Origin of the sequence: Mariprofundus sp. EBB-1, assembly GCF_003665155.1 — a bacterium.
Taxonomy (GTDB): Bacteria; Pseudomonadota; Zetaproteobacteria; order Mariprofundales; family Mariprofundaceae; genus Mariprofundus.
Genome location: NZ_RCFQ01000001.1, coordinates 115,299 through 134,565 on the forward strand (window position 1 = coordinate 115,299; position 19,267 = coordinate 134,565).

13 protein-coding genes and 1 tRNA gene are annotated in these 19,267 nt (G+C 45.6%); 7 read left to right on the forward strand and 7 right to left on the reverse strand.

The window, feature by feature from the left end; all coding sequences use genetic code 11:
- Nucleotides 1-359: 359 nt before the first annotated feature.
- The 5 genes from D8Y20_RS13700 to hisJ all read right to left on the reverse strand — a co-directional run bounded on the left by D8Y20_RS13700 (nt 360) and on the right by hisJ (nt 8,806).
- Nucleotides 360-536, reverse strand: coding sequence for a hypothetical protein (locus D8Y20_RS13700; RefSeq protein ID WP_201265480.1), 177 nt, complete (start codon nt 534-536; stop codon nt 360-362).
- Between the two features lie 239 nt (nt 537-775).
- On the reverse strand, nt 776-2,212 hold the full coding sequence (locus tag D8Y20_RS00590) for a glutamate synthase subunit beta (protein ID WP_121541084.1): 1,437 nt from the start codon (nt 2,210-2,212) through the stop codon (nt 776-778).
- The gene (gltB, locus tag D8Y20_RS00595) at nt 2,205-6,860 is read right to left on the reverse strand and encodes a glutamate synthase large subunit (protein WP_121541085.1); all 4,656 of its coding nucleotides are present in this window, start codon (nt 6,858-6,860) and stop codon (nt 2,205-2,207) included. Before gltB ends, D8Y20_RS00590 begins: the two co-directional genes overlap by 8 nt.
- 334 nt (nt 6,861-7,194) lie before the next feature.
- Nucleotides 7,195-7,989, reverse strand: coding sequence for an SDR family oxidoreductase (locus D8Y20_RS00600; protein ID WP_236075160.1), 795 nt, complete (start codon nt 7,987-7,989; stop codon nt 7,195-7,197).
- Complete coding sequence (gene hisJ / locus D8Y20_RS00605; RefSeq protein ID WP_236075161.1) at nt 7,982-8,806, reverse strand: histidinol-phosphatase HisJ; 825 nt, start codon at nt 8,804-8,806, stop codon at nt 7,982-7,984. Before hisJ ends, D8Y20_RS00600 begins: the two co-directional genes overlap by 8 nt.
- A 147-nt stretch (nt 8,807-8,953) precedes the next feature.
- Here hisJ and D8Y20_RS00610 point away from each other — a divergent pair.
- From D8Y20_RS00610 to D8Y20_RS00635, 6 genes are all read left to right on the forward strand, one after another.
- A tRNA-Lys gene (locus tag D8Y20_RS00610) sits at nt 8,954-9,029 on the forward strand.
- Between the two features lie 374 nt (nt 9,030-9,403).
- The gene (gene guaB, locus D8Y20_RS00615) at nt 9,404-10,909 is read left to right on the forward strand and encodes an IMP dehydrogenase (RefSeq protein ID WP_121541086.1); all 1,506 of its coding nucleotides are present in this window, start codon (nt 9,404-9,406) and stop codon (nt 10,907-10,909) included.
- 121 nt (nt 10,910-11,030) lie between these two features.
- On the forward strand, nt 11,031-12,578 hold the full coding sequence (gene guaA, locus D8Y20_RS00620) for a glutamine-hydrolyzing GMP synthase (RefSeq protein WP_121541087.1): 1,548 nt from the start codon (nt 11,031-11,033) through the stop codon (nt 12,576-12,578).
- A gap of 62 nt (nt 12,579-12,640) precedes the next feature.
- Nucleotides 12,641-13,378: an FKBP-type peptidyl-prolyl cis-trans isomerase gene (locus D8Y20_RS00625; RefSeq protein ID WP_121541088.1), complete on the forward strand. Its 738-nt coding sequence runs from the start codon at nt 12,641-12,643 to the stop codon at nt 13,376-13,378.
- Nucleotides 13,379-13,447: 69 nt separating this feature from the next.
- Nucleotides 13,448-14,185 (forward strand): cytochrome b/b6 domain-containing protein, encoded by a 738-nt coding sequence (locus tag D8Y20_RS00630; RefSeq protein WP_121541089.1) that lies wholly within the window; start codon nt 13,448-13,450, stop codon nt 14,183-14,185.
- A gap of 354 nt (nt 14,186-14,539) precedes the next feature.
- Nucleotides 14,540-15,868, forward strand: a complete 1,329-nt coding sequence (locus tag D8Y20_RS00635) for a diguanylate cyclase (RefSeq protein WP_121541090.1) — start codon at nt 14,540-14,542, stop codon at nt 15,866-15,868.
- 406 nt (nt 15,869-16,274) lie between these two features.
- Here the strand turns inward: D8Y20_RS00635 and D8Y20_RS13705 are convergent, their stop codons facing one another.
- Both D8Y20_RS13705 and D8Y20_RS00645 read right to left on the reverse strand, forming a co-directional pair.
- Nucleotides 16,275-17,198, reverse strand: a complete 924-nt coding sequence (locus D8Y20_RS13705; protein WP_201265481.1) for a cytochrome c family protein — start codon at nt 17,196-17,198, stop codon at nt 16,275-16,277.
- Nucleotides 17,199-17,267: 69 nt separating this feature from the next.
- Nucleotides 17,268-18,185, reverse strand: coding sequence for a methyltransferase domain-containing protein (locus D8Y20_RS00645; protein WP_121541091.1), 918 nt, complete (start codon nt 18,183-18,185; stop codon nt 17,268-17,270).
- A gap of 339 nt (nt 18,186-18,524) precedes the next feature.
- Between D8Y20_RS00645 and D8Y20_RS00650 the strand changes: the two genes are divergently transcribed.
- Nucleotides 18,525-19,202, forward strand: a complete 678-nt coding sequence (locus tag D8Y20_RS00650) for a TIGR00730 family Rossman fold protein (RefSeq protein ID WP_121541092.1) — start codon at nt 18,525-18,527, stop codon at nt 19,200-19,202.
- The last annotated feature ends 65 nt before the right edge of the window (nt 19,203-19,267 follow it).

Consider the following 19,267-nt stretch of genomic DNA (forward strand, 5'->3'; position numbering starts at 1 on the left):
TCATGCCGTCTTTGATTATTACTGAGTGAATCAATCCGAAATCACATTTGAGCATAGCATGAAATAGATGGTTCTTCAAACATAAGGCGGTTTTTTAGACAGAAAGGCGCATTCAAACCCCCTATATCTACTATCATTCATTATATTTTTTACCGACAGTTACGCAGGGCGAAAAATAAACTATATATGTTAATTGGAGCCTCTTCTTTGGGAGATAGGGATGAGTGTTTTGATGCATTCAAACGCAATTGAACTACTGTTTTTGATCATCTGATGGTATATATTGTAGGGATTGAATTACTGATGATGAATAAAAAAGCCCTCCGGATGGAGGGCTTTGCCAATGTCGATGAACAGTTTTAAGTCGTTTGAAGCAGATCGTGATTGATCTCCATCTTATTATTATGACGCATGCGTTTATTCATGGCTCTTTTTAAACGTTTTTTCTGCTGTGTGTGCCACTGATGCATTTTTTTCCACTCTACATTGATGAGTGTGGTTTCCTCAGGTGAGGTGTGCTGGTGTCTTCCTAGCATATGCGTTCTCCTTTGTATGAACATGCTTTTTTCTTCTCCAAGCAGACTATTTATACCATGAATTGATGCTGTTTACAAGTGTGTTGGTGGCTATTGTTGGTGGCTATCGGAAGGGATATATTTTCGAATGAAATGGCGAGATGAGCGGAATGATTTTTTTGCAGCGTTCATGAGCATTTTTAACCAAAAAAAGGGGCTGCAAATAGCAGCCCCTTTTTTGGTTGTCGTTATTACTTTGCTTAGCGTGGAAGCGTAGTTGATCCCATTAGAAATTCATCCACAGCACGTGCGCATTGACGTCCTTCACGGATGGCCCAAACAACCAGTGATTGCCCACGACGCATATCACCAGCAGCAAAGACTTTGTCGATGCTGGTAGCGTAATCGGAGTCGTTGGCAGCGACGTTGCCGCGACCATCTTTATCTACACCAAGCTCTTCAAGCATGCCTTCATGTACAGGGTGCATAAAGCCCATCGCCAGCGTGACCAGTTGCGCAGGTAGCTCAAATTCAGATCCTTCGATCTCATGAAGTTTCCATTGTCCGTTTTCCTGTTTCCATTCAACACGAACACATTCAACAGCCTGAAGATTACCATCTGCATCACCGATGAAACGTTTGGTGGACACTTCCCAGTCACGATCACAACCCTCTTCCTGAGAGGTGGACGTACGCAGCTTCATCGGCCAGTTAGGCCATGTGACCAGTTTATTGGGCTCTGCTTCCGGTTTTGGCATGATCTCGATCTGGGTCACTGATTCAGCGCCATGACGATTGGATGTGCCAATACAGTCAGAACCTGTATCACCACCACCAATAACCACAACATGTTTACCTTCAGCGGAAACAAATTCATCTTCAGGGATATTATCACCAAGTACCCGTTGGGTGTTCTTGGTTAGAAATTCCATGGCGAAATGCACGCCTTTAAGTTCACGTCCCGGTATGGGTAGATCGCGTGGTTTTTCAGAGCCGCCGGTGAGAAGCACTGCGTCAAAGCGGTTCAGAAGGTCTTTAGCATCAACATTGTCACCAACAGTTGAGTTGATACGGAATTCTACACCTTCAGCACGCATCTGAGACATGCGACGATCAATGACTGATTTCTCAAACTTGAAGTTCGGAATACCATAACGCATCAGACCACCAATACGGTTATTCTTTTCGAAAACAACCACATCATGACCAACACGAGCCAATTGCTGTGCTGCAGCCATGCCTGAAGGGCCTGAACCTACAATAGCTACGCGTTTACCAGTTTTATGCTCAGGAATCTGTGGCGTAATCCAGCCTTCTTCCCATCCTTTTTCAACGATCGAGAGTTCGATATTTTTAATCGAAACAGCATCACCAATCAGATTGACCGTGCACGCTTCTTCACAAGGGGCAGGACAGATGCGACCAGTGAATTCAGGAAAGTTGTTGGTGGAGTGCAATACATCCAGTGCTTCACGCCAGTTGCCATTATAAACAGCATCATTCCAGTCAGGGATAATGTTGTTGATCGGACAGCCGTTATGACAGAAGGGGATACCACAATCCATGCAACGCGCACCTTGGGTGCTCATATCCTCCGGTAGTTTGGAGAACTCTTTAAAATGTGTAATACGATCCGCGACAGGCGCATAACTCAGATTCTCACGAGTATATTCTTTAAATCCGGTAGCCTTACCCATTTGCAGTCTCCTTAGCTTCTGCTGTTTTTAGCGCTTCCATTTCTGCCAGTGCACGGCGGTAATCCACCGGAATAACCTTGACGAATTGGCCAAGGTAGTCGCTCCAGTTATCCAATATTCGTTTACCAACGGCAGAGTTGGTATAATGCACATGGCGTGTGATGATTGTGTTTAGAATTTTCTGATCATTTTGGCTCAGTGTATGTTTGATGTTTACCCGACCATGCGTTTCAAGGTCGGCGCCCTGATGGTCAAGTTTTTCAAGTGCATCTGCTTCAGAAGTAATGGGCTCCAGAGCAACCTGCGCCATATTGCAACGGCTTTCAAAGGTATCATCCGCATCCAATACATAAGCAATACCGCCAGACATACCTGCGGCGAAGTTACGCCCCGTCTCACCGAGGACCACAACAGTACCCCCGGTCATGTATTCACAACCGTGATCACCAACACCTTCAACCACAGCTACAGCACCGGAGTTGCGCACTGCAAAACGTTCACCTGCTACACCATTGAAGTAACATTCACCCTCTACAGCGCCAAAGAGTACAGTGTTACCAACGATAATATTCTCTTCAGCAATCAGCTTGGACTCTTCCGGAGGACGAATAGCAATGCGACCGCCCGACAGGCCCTTACCAACGTAGTCATTACCTTCACCGGCAAGATCAATGGATACACCACGCGTCAGCCATGCACCGAGAGACTGACCTGCAGTACCCTTGGCTTTAATAGCGATAGTGTCTTGAGCCAGGCCTGCATGACCGAAACGTTTGGCCACTTCACCGGAAAGCATGGTGCCAAAACTACGATCCACATTGCAGATAGGAGTGTTGATAATCACTGGGATTTTGTGTTCCAGTGCAGGCATGGCCTGTTCAATCAATTTGTTATCAATCAGTTTATCCAAACCATGATCCTGAGAATCGGTATGGGAAACAGATGTGCCGTTTGCTTCGACCTGATGCAGGATAGGGGAGAGATCAAGACCTTCAGATTTCCAGTGCTTCACTGCTTCATTGGTATCGAGCATGTCAGCACGACCAATCATTTCAGCAAAGGTGCGGAAACCAAGTTCAGCCATAATTTCACGAGCTTCTTCTGCCAGATACATAAAGAAGTTTACTACATCTTCCGGTTTACCTACGAACTTCTTGCGGAGTTCCGGATCCTGGGTTGCAACACCAACAGGACAGGTATTCAGATGGCATTTGCGCATCATGATACAGCCTTCCGCAATCAGTGCGATAGTTCCGAATGCAACTTCGTCAGCACCAAGCAGGGCAGCAATTACAACATCGCGACCTGTACGCATCTGGCCATCCGCTTGCAGGACAGTGCGGCCACGCAGGCGATTGAGAACCAGAGTCTGCTGCGTTTCAGCTAATCCCAACTCCCAGGCAGAACCGGCATGTTTAATAGAGGTCAGTGGTGATGCACCAGTACCACCATCGTGTCCGGCAACCACAACATGGTCGGCATGTGCTTTGACCACACCTGCTGCTACGGTACCAACGCCGATTTCCGATACCAGTTTCACAGAAATATCGGCGCGTGGATTGGTGTTCTTGAGATCGAAGATCAGCTGTGCCAAATCTTCAATGGAATAAATATCGTGATGCGGTGGTGGGGAAATCAGACCAACACCCGGTGTAGAGTGACGTACACGGCCAATGCGTTGATCCACTTTGTGACCAGGCAGTTGCCCGCCTTCACCCGGTTTTGCACCCTGAGCCATCTTGATCTGAATCTGATCAGCGTTGGCCAGATATTCTGCAGTTACACCGAAACGACCCGATGCCACCTGCTTGATAGCAGAGCGCATAGAATCACCATTTTCCATCGGTGTGAAACGCGCAGTTTCTTCGCCGCCTTCACCGGTATTGGATTTACCACCAATACGATTCATGGCGATAGCCAGTGTACTATGTGCTTCATGGGAGATAGAGCCGAAACTCATCGCGCCGGTTGCAAAGCGTTGTACAATTGAACTCGCAGGTTCAACTTCTGCAAGGGGAATGGCATTGCCACCTTTGAATTTGAACAGACCACGCAGCGTTTTCAGTTTGCCAGCCTGATTGTTTATTTCATCGGCATACTCTTTATAAAGTGTGTAGTTGGATGTGCGTACAGCATGCTGGACTTTAGCAATAGCACCCGGTGTTAAGGTGTGTTCATCACCACGGACGCGCCATGCATAGTCGCCACCAACATCGAGTGCGTTTTTATAGATCATAACACCACGGAATGCATCGATATGACGCTGTGTAGCTTCCTGGGCAATCTGGGCAAGGCCAGCGCCTTCGATCTGTGTTGCTGTACCTGTGAAATATTTATCTACAAATTCAGAAGCCAGACCAACCGCTTCAAAGATCTGCGCGCCACAGTATGACTGGTAGGTGGAGATGCCCATTTTGGACATGACTTTGAACAGCCCTTTGCCAATGGCTTTGATGTAACGGGATTCGATCTCTTTGCTACTCAGGTCATCAGGCAGTTGACCCTGACGTTTCATGTCTACTAATGTTTCAAAAGCGAGATAGGGATTGACTGCTTCAGCACCAAATCCAGCCAGACATGCAAAGTGATGAATTTCACGTGCAGAACCTGTTTCAATGACTAGCCCGGTTTCAGTTCTCAGACCAGTACGAATCAGGTGGTGGTGAACAGAAGATGTAGCCAGCAAAGCTGGAATAGCAACATTCTCTGCATTCATGGCACGATCAGAGAGAATGATAATATTATAGTGATCACGGACAGCCTGCTCTGCCTGTTGGCATAGCTCATTGATGGCTGTTTCCATGCCGCAAGTATCCTGATCTACTGCATAACAGGTTGACAGGGTAATGGTGCGGAAACGGTTGTCAGTGTACTGATCAATATGACGAATCTTCTCAACGTCAACATTGGAGAGAATAGGCTGATGCGCTTCGAGTCTGAGTTGTGGTTCACTCTCTTCCAGTCCCAGCAGGTTAGGGCGCGGACCAATGATGGAGGTCAGGCTCATCACCATCTCTTCACGGATAGGGTCGATTGGCGGGTTGGTTACCTGTGCAAAGAGTTGGCGGAAGTAATTATATAATGGCTTGGCACGATTGGAGAGTACAGCCAGCGGGCTATCATTCCCCATTGATCCCGTACCTTCCTGACCGGAAACGGCCATCGGTGTCATCAGAAATTTAATATCTTCCTGTGTGTAACCGAAGGACTGCTGGCGATGCAACATAGTGTCATGATCGGGAGCCTGAGGAGCCACTTCTTCCGGCAGATCTTCAAGCTGAATCTGGGTTTTAGCCAGCCATTCCTGATACGGTTTAGCTTTAGAGAGCTGTGTTTTGATCTCAGCATCATCAATGATGCGTCCTTCTTCGAGATCAATCAGTAGCATTTTACCTGGCTGTAGGCGCCATTTCTTGATGATTTTTTCTTCTGGAATATCCAGAACACCCATTTCGGATGCACCCAGCACCAGATCATCTTCAGTAACGAGATAACGGGTAGGGCGCAGGCCGTTTCGATCCAGGGTTGCACCAATCTGACGGCCATCGGTAAATGCTACGGCCGCGGGACCATCCCATGGTTCCATCAATGCTGCATTATGCTCGTAAAATGCACGACGCATCTCATCCATCTGTTTGTTGCCAGACCAAGCTTCAGGGATCATTAGCATGGCGGCATGAGCGAGTGAATAACCACCAGCTACAAGCAGTTCGAGTGCATTATCGAAACATGCGGTATCTGACTGACCCTCAGCACTGATCGGCCACAGTTTAACCAGATCATCACCGAGCAGTTCAGATTGCATCGACTGACGACGGGCATTCATCCAGTTGATGTTGCCACGTACGGTGTTGATCTCACCATTATGCGCCATCATGCGGAATGGATGTGCCAGCTCCCATGAAGGGAAGGTGTTGGTGGAAAAGCGCTGATGTACCAGCGCCAGTGCCGAGGTCATACGGGCATCGCGCAGATCTTCATAATACGGCGATACCTGATGCGAGTGGAACATACCTTTATATACAATAGTACGACTGGAAAGGGATGCGGTATAGAAGTTGGCAGCGCCATCACGAGCAAGGGCCGTAACCGCGTTGCTGGCTACCTTACGAATCACAAACAGTTTGCGTTCAAAGGCATCCTGGTCGGCACAGTTATCACCTTTAGCAATAAACAGCTGGCGGATCACGGGTTCACATGCACATACACTTTCCGGCAGGTCAGCACGGATTGCATCGGTTGGCACATCGCGCCAGCCCAGCAGAATTTGACCTTCATCCGTGACTGCTTTTTCGTAAATATCCTGACAGGATTGACGATAACTTTCATCCTGTGGAAGGAAGATCATGCCTACGCCATATGTGCCGACGGCTGGCAGATCGAAGCCGGAATCAGCAGTGACTGCTTCGAAAAACTGATGAGGGATTTGTATTAATATACCTGCACCATCACCTTCACGCGGGTCAGCACCTGCTGCACCTCGGTGGGTTAGGCGTTCAAGAATTTCCAAGCCTTTTTCAACAATATCATGGCTTTTCTCATTCTTAATATGGGCAACAAAACCAACACCACATGCATCATGCTCATGCTTCGGGTCATATAAGCCTTGCTTGGCTGGCTTGCGACTAACATCTGATAAACGACTCATCTAATCTATCCTCATTGGTTCCTGACACCGAGGGAAAATGAACACTCGTGTGGCTGAACATGTTTGCCTTAAGGCATTAAAACGTATAAATCACTCTCCCCAGAGCGAAAAGGGGCGCGCAGACTAGCGAAAGTGAAGAGATTTCTCCACTGATGATTGCTCTTTTTTGTCTTGTCAGGTTTAAATTAAGCTGTGATGTCGAAACTAAGGGTATTAAAGGGGTATCTCACGCGTTCGTTAATCGTTTGCCTGCAACAAATATAGCTAAAGTATACCGTGTTTAGGGGGTGAATTTTAGACATTGAGGTCTGCTGCTGGTTTTTCATCGCTGTCGTCAGGAACGCATCTGTTTGGCCATAATACGCATACCAATGGCTCTGGGAATGGTTTTTTGCATGACGTATAGCAGTTTATGTCGCCAGCCGGGAATGCAATAACCGCCGCCCTGATCCAGTGTGTTCAAGGCTGCATCGATGATGATGGGAATAGGGGTGCGGAAAAAACTACCCGTACTGTTTGGCATGCCTGATATTTCGCGAAAGCCCGTTGGGGAAGGCCCTGGAGCAAGTGTGACTATGCGGATTTTATTTCTCAACTCTGTGCGTAAGGCTTCACTCCAGTATGTTAAACCAGCTTTGGCTGCGGCATAAGTGCTCATATAGGGTAGGGGGTATTCACCTGCTAATGATGACACATTGATGATAAATCCTTTGTTTTTTAATAAACAGGGTAACAGCGCATGTGCCAGGGCGATGGGAGCTTTTAGATCGGTTTTAAGGACATCGATTTGTGGCACTATGCCTGTTTGTTCAAATCCACCCCAGATGCCAAAGCCAGCATTGTTGACCAGGCCGATGAGTGTTTTGTTTTCAAATGTATTTAGTAGTGTTGCCAGTCCATGTTTGAGGTTGAGGTCTGCCTGTACAATGCAGTGGCGGTCAGGGTGTTTGAGTGCGTTCATAGTCATTTGCAAACGTGCTTTGTCGCGTCCATGCAATATGAGATTGTAACCAGATCGCTCTAGTTGCTTGGCAAACTCCAGACCAAATCCACCGGATGCTCCGGTGATGAGTACCGTGTTAGCTTTTTCATTTCCAATCATGTCGGTTTGTTCCTTGGTTTCAGGCATAATTTAACGGCAACATGGTCATCTTACGCTCTTTGAAACTGGCGATTTCTTTGACTCCAAACGATACCAGCGTCTTTAAACAAGCATCCATACCATGGCCCACCTCGGTGGGTGAGTGGGCATCAGAACCATAAGAGAAAGGGATACCGAGTGCTGCTGCGCGTTTTATAATGCGTTCATGCGGGTACATTTCACTCACTGGTTTACGCAAACCGGCTGAGCTGATTTCCAGCGCAGCGCCGGATGATAACACGGCTTGTAACATCGACTCTTCCGATGATTGAACACGTTTGTCATTCGGGTCTGCGCGATGACCGAATTTTTTAATAAGATCAGGGTGCCCGATAATATCAAACAGGCCGGTTTGAGCCGATTGGGTAACCAGTTCAAAATAGGCGCAATATGCATCTTCAATCTTCCACGTATCCCAAATCTGAATGCAATCGGGATTATCAAAACCCCAGTCCTTAATATAATGTACTGAACCGATCACGTAATCCCATTTGTAGCCTGTAATCATCTCTTCAACATAGGCTTCTGTGCCGGGGTGGTAGTCAGCTTCAAGGCCAACCCGAATGGTTAATTGGTCGGCAAGTGCATCGCGGGTGATTTCAATCTCATGTAAATAAGAAGGGAGTTCAGACTTATTCATGCGCCATGCTTTGTCGAAACCACCCGGCATAGGAGAGTGGTCAGACATGCCAATCTCTTTCAGTCCGCATTGGATTGCCGCATCGGCGTACTCGCGTATGCTACCTGTAGCGTGATTGCAGCGGGGTGTGTGCATGTGGTAGTCGGGAACAGGATTGAATTTCATAGGCCAAGTCTAAAGCAGGAAGTGATCGCTGCAACGTATTCAAAGCAGAATCATATCACATAAAATTAAATCGAAGAAAAGCTGTTGACAGCGGCTCTGAAATTGTGACACTTCGCGCCGCAACAGGAGAATCTTCTCCTTGCAGATGCGCCTATAGCTCAGTTGGTAGAGTAGCGGACTTTTAATCCGTGGGCCGATGGTTCGAGTCCATCTGGGCGCACCATATAAAGCTAGTAATAGCTTCAAAAGTGAAGGGTCAGACTTAACGGTCTGGCCCTTTTTCTTTTCTTATTGTCCGCTAACTGTCCAGTAGCACAGAATAAGCCACAGTGCTGACTACTATCATCCCTCAGTAATTTTCAAATGATTGATGTTTGTTGATGGAACGCAGTTTTGTCATGTGAAGAAAAACCTGTTCCATTTACCCTTATGAAGTTTTCTTCCCGCAATAATAGACACTGCTTGGATATATAATTATTTCATTGTGTGTGCCGTGTTGGTGATGAATATGCGAGCTTGATAGCTATATCTTTCTATTGGTGTTAATGACCTGTTGCGCTATGATGCCGACCTTTCTTTTGCTGGAGGTAGTGTTCGATGAGCGGTGTCAATAACAACGGTGGCTTCAATGCCAATAAGCAGTTACAGGAAGGTTTGACCTTTGATGATGTACTGCTGGTGCCACAAGCAAGTAGTGTGATGCCTCGATCTGCTGATATTACTGCCCAGTTTACCCGCAATATTCGTCTGAATATTCCCGTTGTTTCTGCTGCCATGGATACAGTTACCGAATCAGGTACAGCCATTGCATTAGCGCAGGAAGGTGGCATTGGTGTGATTCACAAGAACCTCACTGTAGAAGAACAGGCTGCAGAAGTACGCCGTGTAAAACGCTACGAAGCCGGTGTTGTGCAAGAGCCATTAACTGTATCTCCGGAAACTACGCTGGATGAAGTGCGTGATCTGGCATATGAAAACGGTTTCTCCGGTTTCCCAGTCGTGGATGGTGAAGGGAAAGTATGTGGTATTATTACCAATCGTGATATCCGTTTTGAGGGAAATTCGAGCAAAAATGTTGCAGATATGATGACTCCTAAAGATAGACTGGTATCTGTTCAACATGGTGTGGATCTGGATGCTTGTAAGGAGCTGTTTCGTCATCATCGTATTGAAAAGTTACCTGTGATTGATGAGGCCGGTCGTCTGACCGGCATGATCACAGTACGTGATATTGAGAAATCCAAGGCGTTTCCTAACGCAGTGCGTGATAATTTAGGTCGTTTGCTGGTGGCTGCGGCGATTGGTGTGGGCGGAAAAGAGATGGAGCGTTTCGAAGCCCTCTTTGCTGCTGGCGTGGATGCTATTATCGTGGATACAGCGCATGGCCATTCGCAGGCTGTGATTGATCAGGTGCGTGAAATCAAACGTTTGTACGGTGATAAGATTCAGGTTGTCGGCGGTAATGTGGCAACAGCAGAGGCCGTACGTGATCTGGCTGCAGCGGGTGCTGATGCTGTGAAGGTGGGTATTGGCCCCGGTTCAATCTGTACCACACGTATTGTTGCAGGCGTGGGTGTGCCGCAATTAACAGCAGTGATGCAATGTGCTCAAGCAGGGCGGGAAGCTGGTATTCCAATTATTGCCGATGGCGGTATAAAATTCTCTGGTGACTTTGCCAAAGCGATGGCGGCGGGTGCTGGCACCTGCATGTTCGGTTCCATGCTTGCTGGTACTGAAGAAGCTCCGGGCGCAAAAATTCTCTATCAGGGTAGAACGTATAAAGCCTACCGTGGAATGGGCTCGATCGGTGCAATGAAGCAGGGTAGTAAAGATCGTTATTTCCAGGGTGATGTGGATGAAGCGATGAAGCTGGTGCCGGAAGGTATTGAAGGACGTGTTGCATATAAAGGGCCAGTTGGCGATATTCTGCATCAATTGATTGGTGGTTTAAGAGCAGCAATGGGTTATAGCGGCGCCGCCAGTATTCCTGATCTGTATGTGCGGGCGCAATTTGTACGCATTACCGGAGCAGGTTTGCGTGAATCACATGTGCATGATGTGACTATCACTGAAGAAGCACCGAATTACCGGATGGATTCTTAAAAAATTAAATTACAAAGGCACTAAGATTTCTTGGTTTTACTTTGTGCCTTTGTCCCCCAGGGGATTTCTCTTTCGCAAGCGAAATTCACCTGATGATTTTGTAGCGAGTTAATAAAACGATATGGATAAAATTTTAATTTTAGATTTTGGATCGCAATATTCGCAGTTGATTGCCAGACGCGTACGTGAATCGGAAGTCTTTTCCGAACTACATCCCTGGGACATGAGTACAGATGATATCAAGGCCTTTGCACCAAGCGGTATCATTCTATCCGGTGGCCCGAACTCTGTGTATGATGAAGAAACACCGTTAGCACCATCGATTGTATTTCAGCTGGGCGTTCCTGTATTAGGAATATGCTACGGCATGCAGACCATGGCATCACAGCTTGGTGGTTCAGTTGAGACGGGGTTAGCACGTGAATTCGGTTATGCCGAAATTCAGCCGTGTGCCGACTCGGCTCTATTGCATGGTATTGAAGATAAAGCAGATGGAACAATGGATGTCTGGATGAGCCATGGTGATAAAGTCACTGCTCTGCCAGAAGGTTTTAAGGTCATCTGTTATAATGATTCCACACCAATCGCCGGCATGGCTGATGAACAACGGCATTTCTACGCGCTGCAATTTCATCCGGAAGTGACCCATACCCATCAGGGTAAAGCGATGCTTTCACGTTTTGTGCATGATATCTGTGGTTGTGATCGTTCATGGACCATGCCGCACTATATTGATGAAGCCGTGGCACACATTCGCGAACAAGTTGGTAATGAAGCCGTTATTCTTGGCCTTTCCGGTGGCGTTGATTCATCTGTTGCCGCAGCCCTCTTGCAGCGTGCTATTGGAGATCAACTGACCTGTATCTTTGTTGATAATGGTCTATTGCGCCTGAACGAGTCAGAGCAGGTGATGGATATGTTTGCCGGAAACCTCGGTGTGAATGTTGATCGCGTGGATGCATCCGAAGCCTTTTTAAGGCATCTGGAAGGTGTTACAGATCCAGAAGCCAAACGTAAAATTATCGGCCGTGAATTTGTTGAAGTGTTCCAGGCAGAAGCGGAACGCATGCCCAATGCAAAATGGCTGGCACAGGGTACAATCTATCCTGATGTGATCGAATCTGCCGGTTCTAAAACCGGTAAAGCCCATAACATTAAGAGTCATCATAATGTGGGTGGTTTGCCTGATACCCTGCATTTGAAACTGCTGGAACCATTGCGTGAACTGTTTAAAGATGAAGTGCGTGAACTGGGTGTTGCTTTGGGGCTGCCACGTGAAATGGTTTATCGTCATCCGTTCCCTGGCCCTGGGTTGGGTGTTCGCATCCTTGGTGAAGTTAAAAAAGAGTATGCTGATCTGTTGCGCCAGGCTGATGCTATCTTCATTGAAGAACTGGTACAGTCGGGCTGGTATGAAAAGACATCACAGGCCTTTGTAGTGTTTTTGCCAGTCAAATCTGTTGGTGTGATGGGTGATGGGCGTACCTATGAATGGGTGGTGGCGCTGCGTGCTGTACAAACACAGGATTTCATGACTGCACATTGGGCGGAGCTGCCACATGCCTTACTGGGCAAAGTATCCAATCGTATCATTAATGAAGTGCGCGGTATTAATCGTGTGGTTTATGATGTGTCCGGAAAACCACCTGCGACTATTGAGTGGGAATAATTGAACATTAAATAAAGTTGTCAGTTTATTTGAATATATTGAAAAACAGGAGAAAATAGATAATGAAGAAGATCATGATTGTTGCCTGCATGGCAATGTTGGCTGCTTGTAGTAATAAAGCAGAAGCACCAAAAGCACCTGTGTTGTCGTTGGATAACGATAAATCAAAATTGAGTTATGCCATTGGTATGGATATTGGCCAGTCTCTGGAGACACTCAAAGCGGATTTAGACCGTGCGTTGTTAGTCGCTGCGATTAATGATCGCCTTGATGGAGTCGAATCTAAACTATCAAAGGAAGATGCTGGAAAAGTAAAACAGGCATTTTTTAAAGCACAGGCAGATAAGCTTGCCGCGGAAAAGAAAGTAGCAGCTGAAAAGAATATTACTGCAGGAAAAGCTTTTTTGCTTGAAAATGGAAAAAAAGCAGGCGTAACTACTACTGCCAGCGGTCTGCAGTATGAAGTGCTCACACAAGGTTCTGGTGATAAACCAGTTGCAACGGATAAAGTGACCGTGAATTATAAAGGTACATTGATTGATGGTACTGAATTTGATTCTTCATATAAACGTGGTCAGCCAGCTTCATTCCCGCTCAATCGCGTCATTGCTGGTTGGACCGAAGGTGTTCAGCTGATGAGTGTCGGTTCCAAGTTTAAATTTGTATTACCAGCTAATCTGGCATATGGCGAAGCCGGAGCTGGTAAGAAAATTGGCCCGAATAGCGTACTGGTTTTTGAAGTGGAGTTGTTAAGTATTGGCGACCCTAAACCAGTCGCACCTGCTGCACCTGCGAAATAATCATAAATAATCTTACCCGCGAATGGCTCATGCTATTCGCGGGTATTTTTTTAATGTCAGGGAGTTGTGATGTCTGAAGCTATCTTGAAACGTTACAAAGTATGGGATGTACCAACCCGCATTTTTCACTGGGTTAATTTTACAGCCGTGATTTTATTGATTCTGGTTGGTGCGTTGATGCTGTTTAAAAAGGATCTGGGCATTACCAGCCTGGATGCAAAAATTGCCATCAAAGAGATACATGTACTGATCGGTTATGTCTTTGTGATCAATCTGATGATTCGCTTGCTTTGGGGTTTCATTGGTAATCGTTTTGCGCGTTGGAGCAGTCTGTTGCCGGGTAAAGATTTTGCTGCAACATTGGCTTCTTATATTGCCAGTATAAAGAATGGTGAACCACAGCAGTTTTTAGGTCATAACCCTATGGGACGCTTGGCTGTGATTGCACTGTTCCTGCTGTTGATCACGCAAGCGAGTACAGGCTTGATTCGAGCAGGTACAGATATCTATTACCCCCCGTTCGGATCGACATTTGCAGCTCAGGTTGCTGCTGAAGGTGTTGATCCAGTCACGATAAAACCATACGACAAAACGGGTACGGATGCTGCTAAATACAAAGAGCTGAAAGCATTCAAACATATTTATGGTGAAATCCATTTGTATGCTGCTTATGCATTATTGGCTTTGATTTTTCTGCATATCTTTGCGGTTGTACGTGCTGAACTTACCGAAGGTGGGGGACTGGTTTCGGCCATGTTCTCGGGTAAGAAAGTGTTATCGAAAGAGCCTGAAGACCTAGAACGTTAAGTAGATCAACATTCATAGAAACTCAAAGGGCTGGTGGAGACACCGGCCCTTTTTTCATTTTGTTTTAGGACTCGTTGGCTGAAAGAAGACAGTAGTGAACGGCTGCTTCCGGGCTAAAACTGGACACTCGAAAAGTATATATTTGTTTATGGCAAGAGATATGCTTAGTGGTTTATTGGTTTCATATTGTATAGCAGGAGCTTAAATTGACCCTACTCGACCAGAGCAATTACTTTGTACTTATTTATAATAATGGACAAAATAAAGCTAAAAGCGGTTGGGCAGTTGCGGTGATACATTTATTTTCACCAATTACTATGTGTTTGGCGAAACAAGCCATGAGGGGATGATATAGTGAAACATAATATCACCAAGGATCAGGAAATGCTTCATCGCTTGGAATTCATAATAAATATCTCCAGCGACATGCAGGCATTACTGAATAGGGATTTTGTTTACTTGGTTGCCAATACAGCTTATTCGGCCGCATTTAATATGGCTCCCGATAGTCTAATTGGAAAATCTGTGACCGAAGTATTTGGAGGTGAGTTCTTTAATGATGTGATCCGGCCACGCGCCGAACGCTGTCTGAATGGGGAAGATATAAATTATCAGGCATGGTTTGATTTTATAGATTCTGCGCCGAAGTTTATGGATATTCATTACCATCCATATAAAAATGAGTCTGATAAGATCGTTGGTTTTGTTGTGAATGGGCGAAATATCACCAAGCAAAAGCAAGCTGAAACTGAGTTAAGAAATAGTGAACATAAATTTAGAGATCTATTTGAAAATTCTCCTGACCCTGGTTGGATTATTGATAAGGATAATCTATTCAATTTATGTAATGCGGCTGCTGCTAGAGCTCTCGGGTATAGTAGTATTGAAGAGCTTGCATCAGTCCATCCTTCTGAGCTTTCACCAGAATTTCAACCAGATAGACGCAAATCCTTTGAGAAGGCTAATGAGATGATGGCTATTGCTCATAACAAAGGTATTCATCGTTTCGAGTGGAGTCATCGACGGAAAAATGGTGAATGTTTTCCGGTTGAGGTTACGTTGTCACGTTTAGGGGGCTCATCAGATGAATTAAGACTCTATTGCATCTGGCGTGATGTATCTGAAAGTAAAAAGCAAGCGGAAGCCCTGCACGAACTCAATGAGAAGCTTGAAAGCCTCTCCCTTCATGATGGTCTAACCTGTATCGCTAATAGACGCATGTTTGACACAAGAATAAATCAGGAATGGGGCAGGTGTATTCGTGAACAGCAACCCCTTTCATTGATTATGATCGATATTGATTATTTCAAGCAGTACAATGATTACTATGGCCACCAACCTGGTGATGAGTGCCTGAAAGAGGTTGCACAAAAGTTGGCCGAGCTGGCAAAGCGAACTATAGATCTGTGTGCCCGTTATGGAGGAGAGGAGTTTGTATTGCTATTGCCAAACACAAGTTTGGTGGAAGCGACTCATTTGGCTGAAAAATGCCGTGAAAATATTTTCCAATTGAATATTCCACATGAGACTTCAAGCATCTGTGATGTAGTCACCATTAGCGTAGGCGTTAGTTCAATCACGCCTATCAAAGGGACTATTTCGTCATCCCTCATCGAAGATGCAGATAAGGCATTATATTTTGCCAAAGAAAACGGTCGAAATATGGTCAAGACTTGTTGCTGAAAAGTGCTCTAGAAATGAAGCGTTGTTGAACGTCTGATTTTGGCCCAGGCTGTGTGAAAACTAATGGCCATTTTCAAAAGTGGTAAATAGAACCTAAAATCACCTAACTACCACTGCCAAGTGGGTTTAAATCCATCTATATTGACTCAATATCGTGCGGGTTTGGTGTTAAATTTCCGTCAGTCTGAAAAATTTTGTCTTTTCACACAGCCTGGGCCGGAAGCAGACTCTCTGATCTTGAATAAGAGTGATGGGTTTTTACATTGGCATGTCGATTTCACTGTAATAGTCATTAGGAATGCGCTTTTTTTACATTTTTTGACCATGCATTATAAGCACTAACTATTCATGTGATAAAAAAACAGCCCGCGCAATGCGGGCTGTTTTTGTTTGTACGGAATACTATTTAAAGTGTTTTAAGGAATGCAATCAGATCAGCCTGTTTTGTAGCGTCGCAGATACGTTGGGCTCCCATCTTGGTTTTAGCACTGGCATTGCCTGAAAGTGTTTTGACAGCCGCTTTGGAGTCACACATCCATGCAGCTAAGTTCTTTTCGTTCCAGACCCAGCCACCAGCGGCCAGAGCACTACTATATTTCATGTCGGTCATGCTGCCTGCTTTACGTCCGACTACACCTTGAAGACCGGGGCCTACTTTTTTTCTGGCCGTGAAGTTATGACAGGTCTTACATTTATTGGCTAATGATTTGCCTTTTGCTGCATTACCAAGGGCAGCCACTGGAGCTGCTACTTTTGCAACATTTGTGGCAGCAGCGGCTTTTGTTGCGGCAGTAGCCTTCGCAGTATTAGCGGCCTTCGCAGTATCAGCGGCCTTTTTGGAAGCAGCTGCTTTTGCAGCATCAACGGCTTTTTTAGAAGCAGCAGCCTTTGTGGCGGCAGCAGCTTTTGCAGTATCAGTAGCCTTGGTAGTGGCAGCAGCTTTTACAGCTTCAGCAGGCTTGGTTGCGGTAGCAGCTTTTGCAGCATCATCAGGCTTGGTTGCGACACCAACAGATTTTGCAACAGCAGCGGCTTCCATCGCGGCAACTTCAGCAGCTTTAGTGGCGGCAGCAGCTTCTGCACTCTTTTGGGCTGTTGTTTCTGCTGCTTTCTTTGCAGCAGCTTGTGCTGCTTCATAGGCCTTTGTAGCGGCAGCTAGTTCATTGTCTTCAGCGCTGCCTTTCACTACTTCCTTGTTAGGTGTTTTTACGACTGCTTTAGGAGCCGCAGTAGTACTGGCTGCCGGTGTAGTTGCTGGTGCTGGCTTCTCATCTTGACAAGCGGCCAACGATAGAACCAGTAGAATCGGTATATATAGCTTTGTTTTCATGTGATCTCCTTTTGATGGATAGTGTATAATCAGTAACCTAAATAAGCTGTGAATCTATGACCAGTAATATTAAGCCTTTATTACTTCTATGGCGTTAATAAGACTTGAAATTTCTCCACCGGCATCATATTTGAATCTTACCTGAAACTGATCACCAGCTTTGGCATCGATAGGGTGCTTGATAGGAAGAATTAAGTTCATGTTCATCCAGTCAATCGTGCTACCCTGTTCGAGATTCATGGCCAGAATATTTTTCGTGATAAAACGCAGCGCGTTGAAACATCCATTTTCATTGATTGAAAGCAGACCATCAAAACTTAGTTCAATGGCATTATCTGCTTGATACTCCAATATAGCGTAAGGCTTGGTTTCTCCCATGGAGAGGTAGCGTGTTGAGAGGGAGCCCGGGTCTTCAAAAAATGCGATGGGGGCATGATAACCCTGAAAACAAAAATCTGCAGAAACAGGTTCAACAGCTAAGATGGAAGCATTCGGAATGAAGATCGGTAGTGTTCCACCAAATTTTTCACGGTAGCGTTGTTTAAAAGACTCGATGACTTCCAGTTGTTTTTCACGCAATAGAGCGGAATGTAACATTTCACATACAACAACATCGACAGGTTCTGGTGGCAGGTATTGACGGGCATCGCCTTGAACCAATTCAACTTTATCACCGCAGCCATTTTCAGTTAACAGAGCATTGGCGCATTCAACCAGATCAGCTTGACGCTCGACACTGTAAACCTTCGTTGCTTTTTGGGCCGCGAGAAAGGATAGCACACCTGTGCCAGCGCCCATATCCAAAACCTTGCCTCCGTCGGCAAGTAGATAATTCAGAGCGGCCTTAAAACCGGTCATACGGGCTTGATCTTCCAGCATTTGAAAATGATAATGAATAGGGATGTATTGCCCGAGTAAATTATCAGCCTCAGTAATCGATGGGTTGTGAATATCGTAGCCTGCTGGCGAAGCTGTAATGTCAGTCATTGGATGTACTATAAAGAGAATACCATAGAAATCAAAGGCGTTGGCGATAAGGCAATGGGTTTTAATAGGCGGGTGATGCAGACATTGATTTGCCTATAAGCGTCGTTATCTAGCATCCCAATAAGATGAATGGGAATGAAGAAGTATTGATGATTTGATAATAATGGCAGAAAAAACATTCTATGGACACAAGGCTGAGAGTGACGAAAGAGATGTACTGTTTTAACGGTAATCAATCAGTTTATCTTTCATAGCATTCATCTGCTCGATTTAATGATTGCATTACTATATATTGATTGCAAATCATTGAAGTGATTATTCAATATCATGGAGGCTGTCATGGAAGATCTCAAAGGTTCAGAAGCGTGGCGGATATTCAGGATTATCAGTGAATTTACCGAAGGGTTTGAGAAGCTTGGAACGCTTCCCTATTCGGTAACTATTTTTGGCTCTGCTCGCACCCAAGCTGGAGACCAGTACTATGAATCGACCGTTGAAATAGCTCAAAAATTAGCCATGGAAGATTTTGCTATTATCTCAGGTGGTGGCCCGGGTATCATGGAAGCTGCCAATAAAGGTGCAGCAGAAGGTGGTGGAAAATCCGTTGGTCTTAATATTATTTTGCCTCATGAGCAGACTGCTAATCCATATCAAAATATATCTATGCATTTTCGTTATTTCTTTGTGCGAAAGGTGATGTTTGTAAAACATTCCATGGGTTATATTTGTATGCCCGGTGGATTCGGTACACTCGATGAGTTTTTTGAATCCTTAACGCTGATGCAAACGCAGAAAGCCTATCCCTTACCGCTGGTTTTATATGGTACAGAATTTTGGCAGGGTCTGTTGGAGTGGATTCAAGGTAAAGTGCTTGAATCCGGCTATATCTCTCAGGCTGATTTAGAGCTTGTGACTATCACTGATGATCCGGATGAAGCCGTTGAAATTATGTGTCGTCACCGTGCCTGGAAATTGCATCAAGTTGAGTTGGCAGATTCTCACAATCTGGATGTTTAATGCCTGAAAGCATGTACTGGGAGATAGTAGCACAATCCGTCTAGTTTGATGCTTTGTGTACTTTA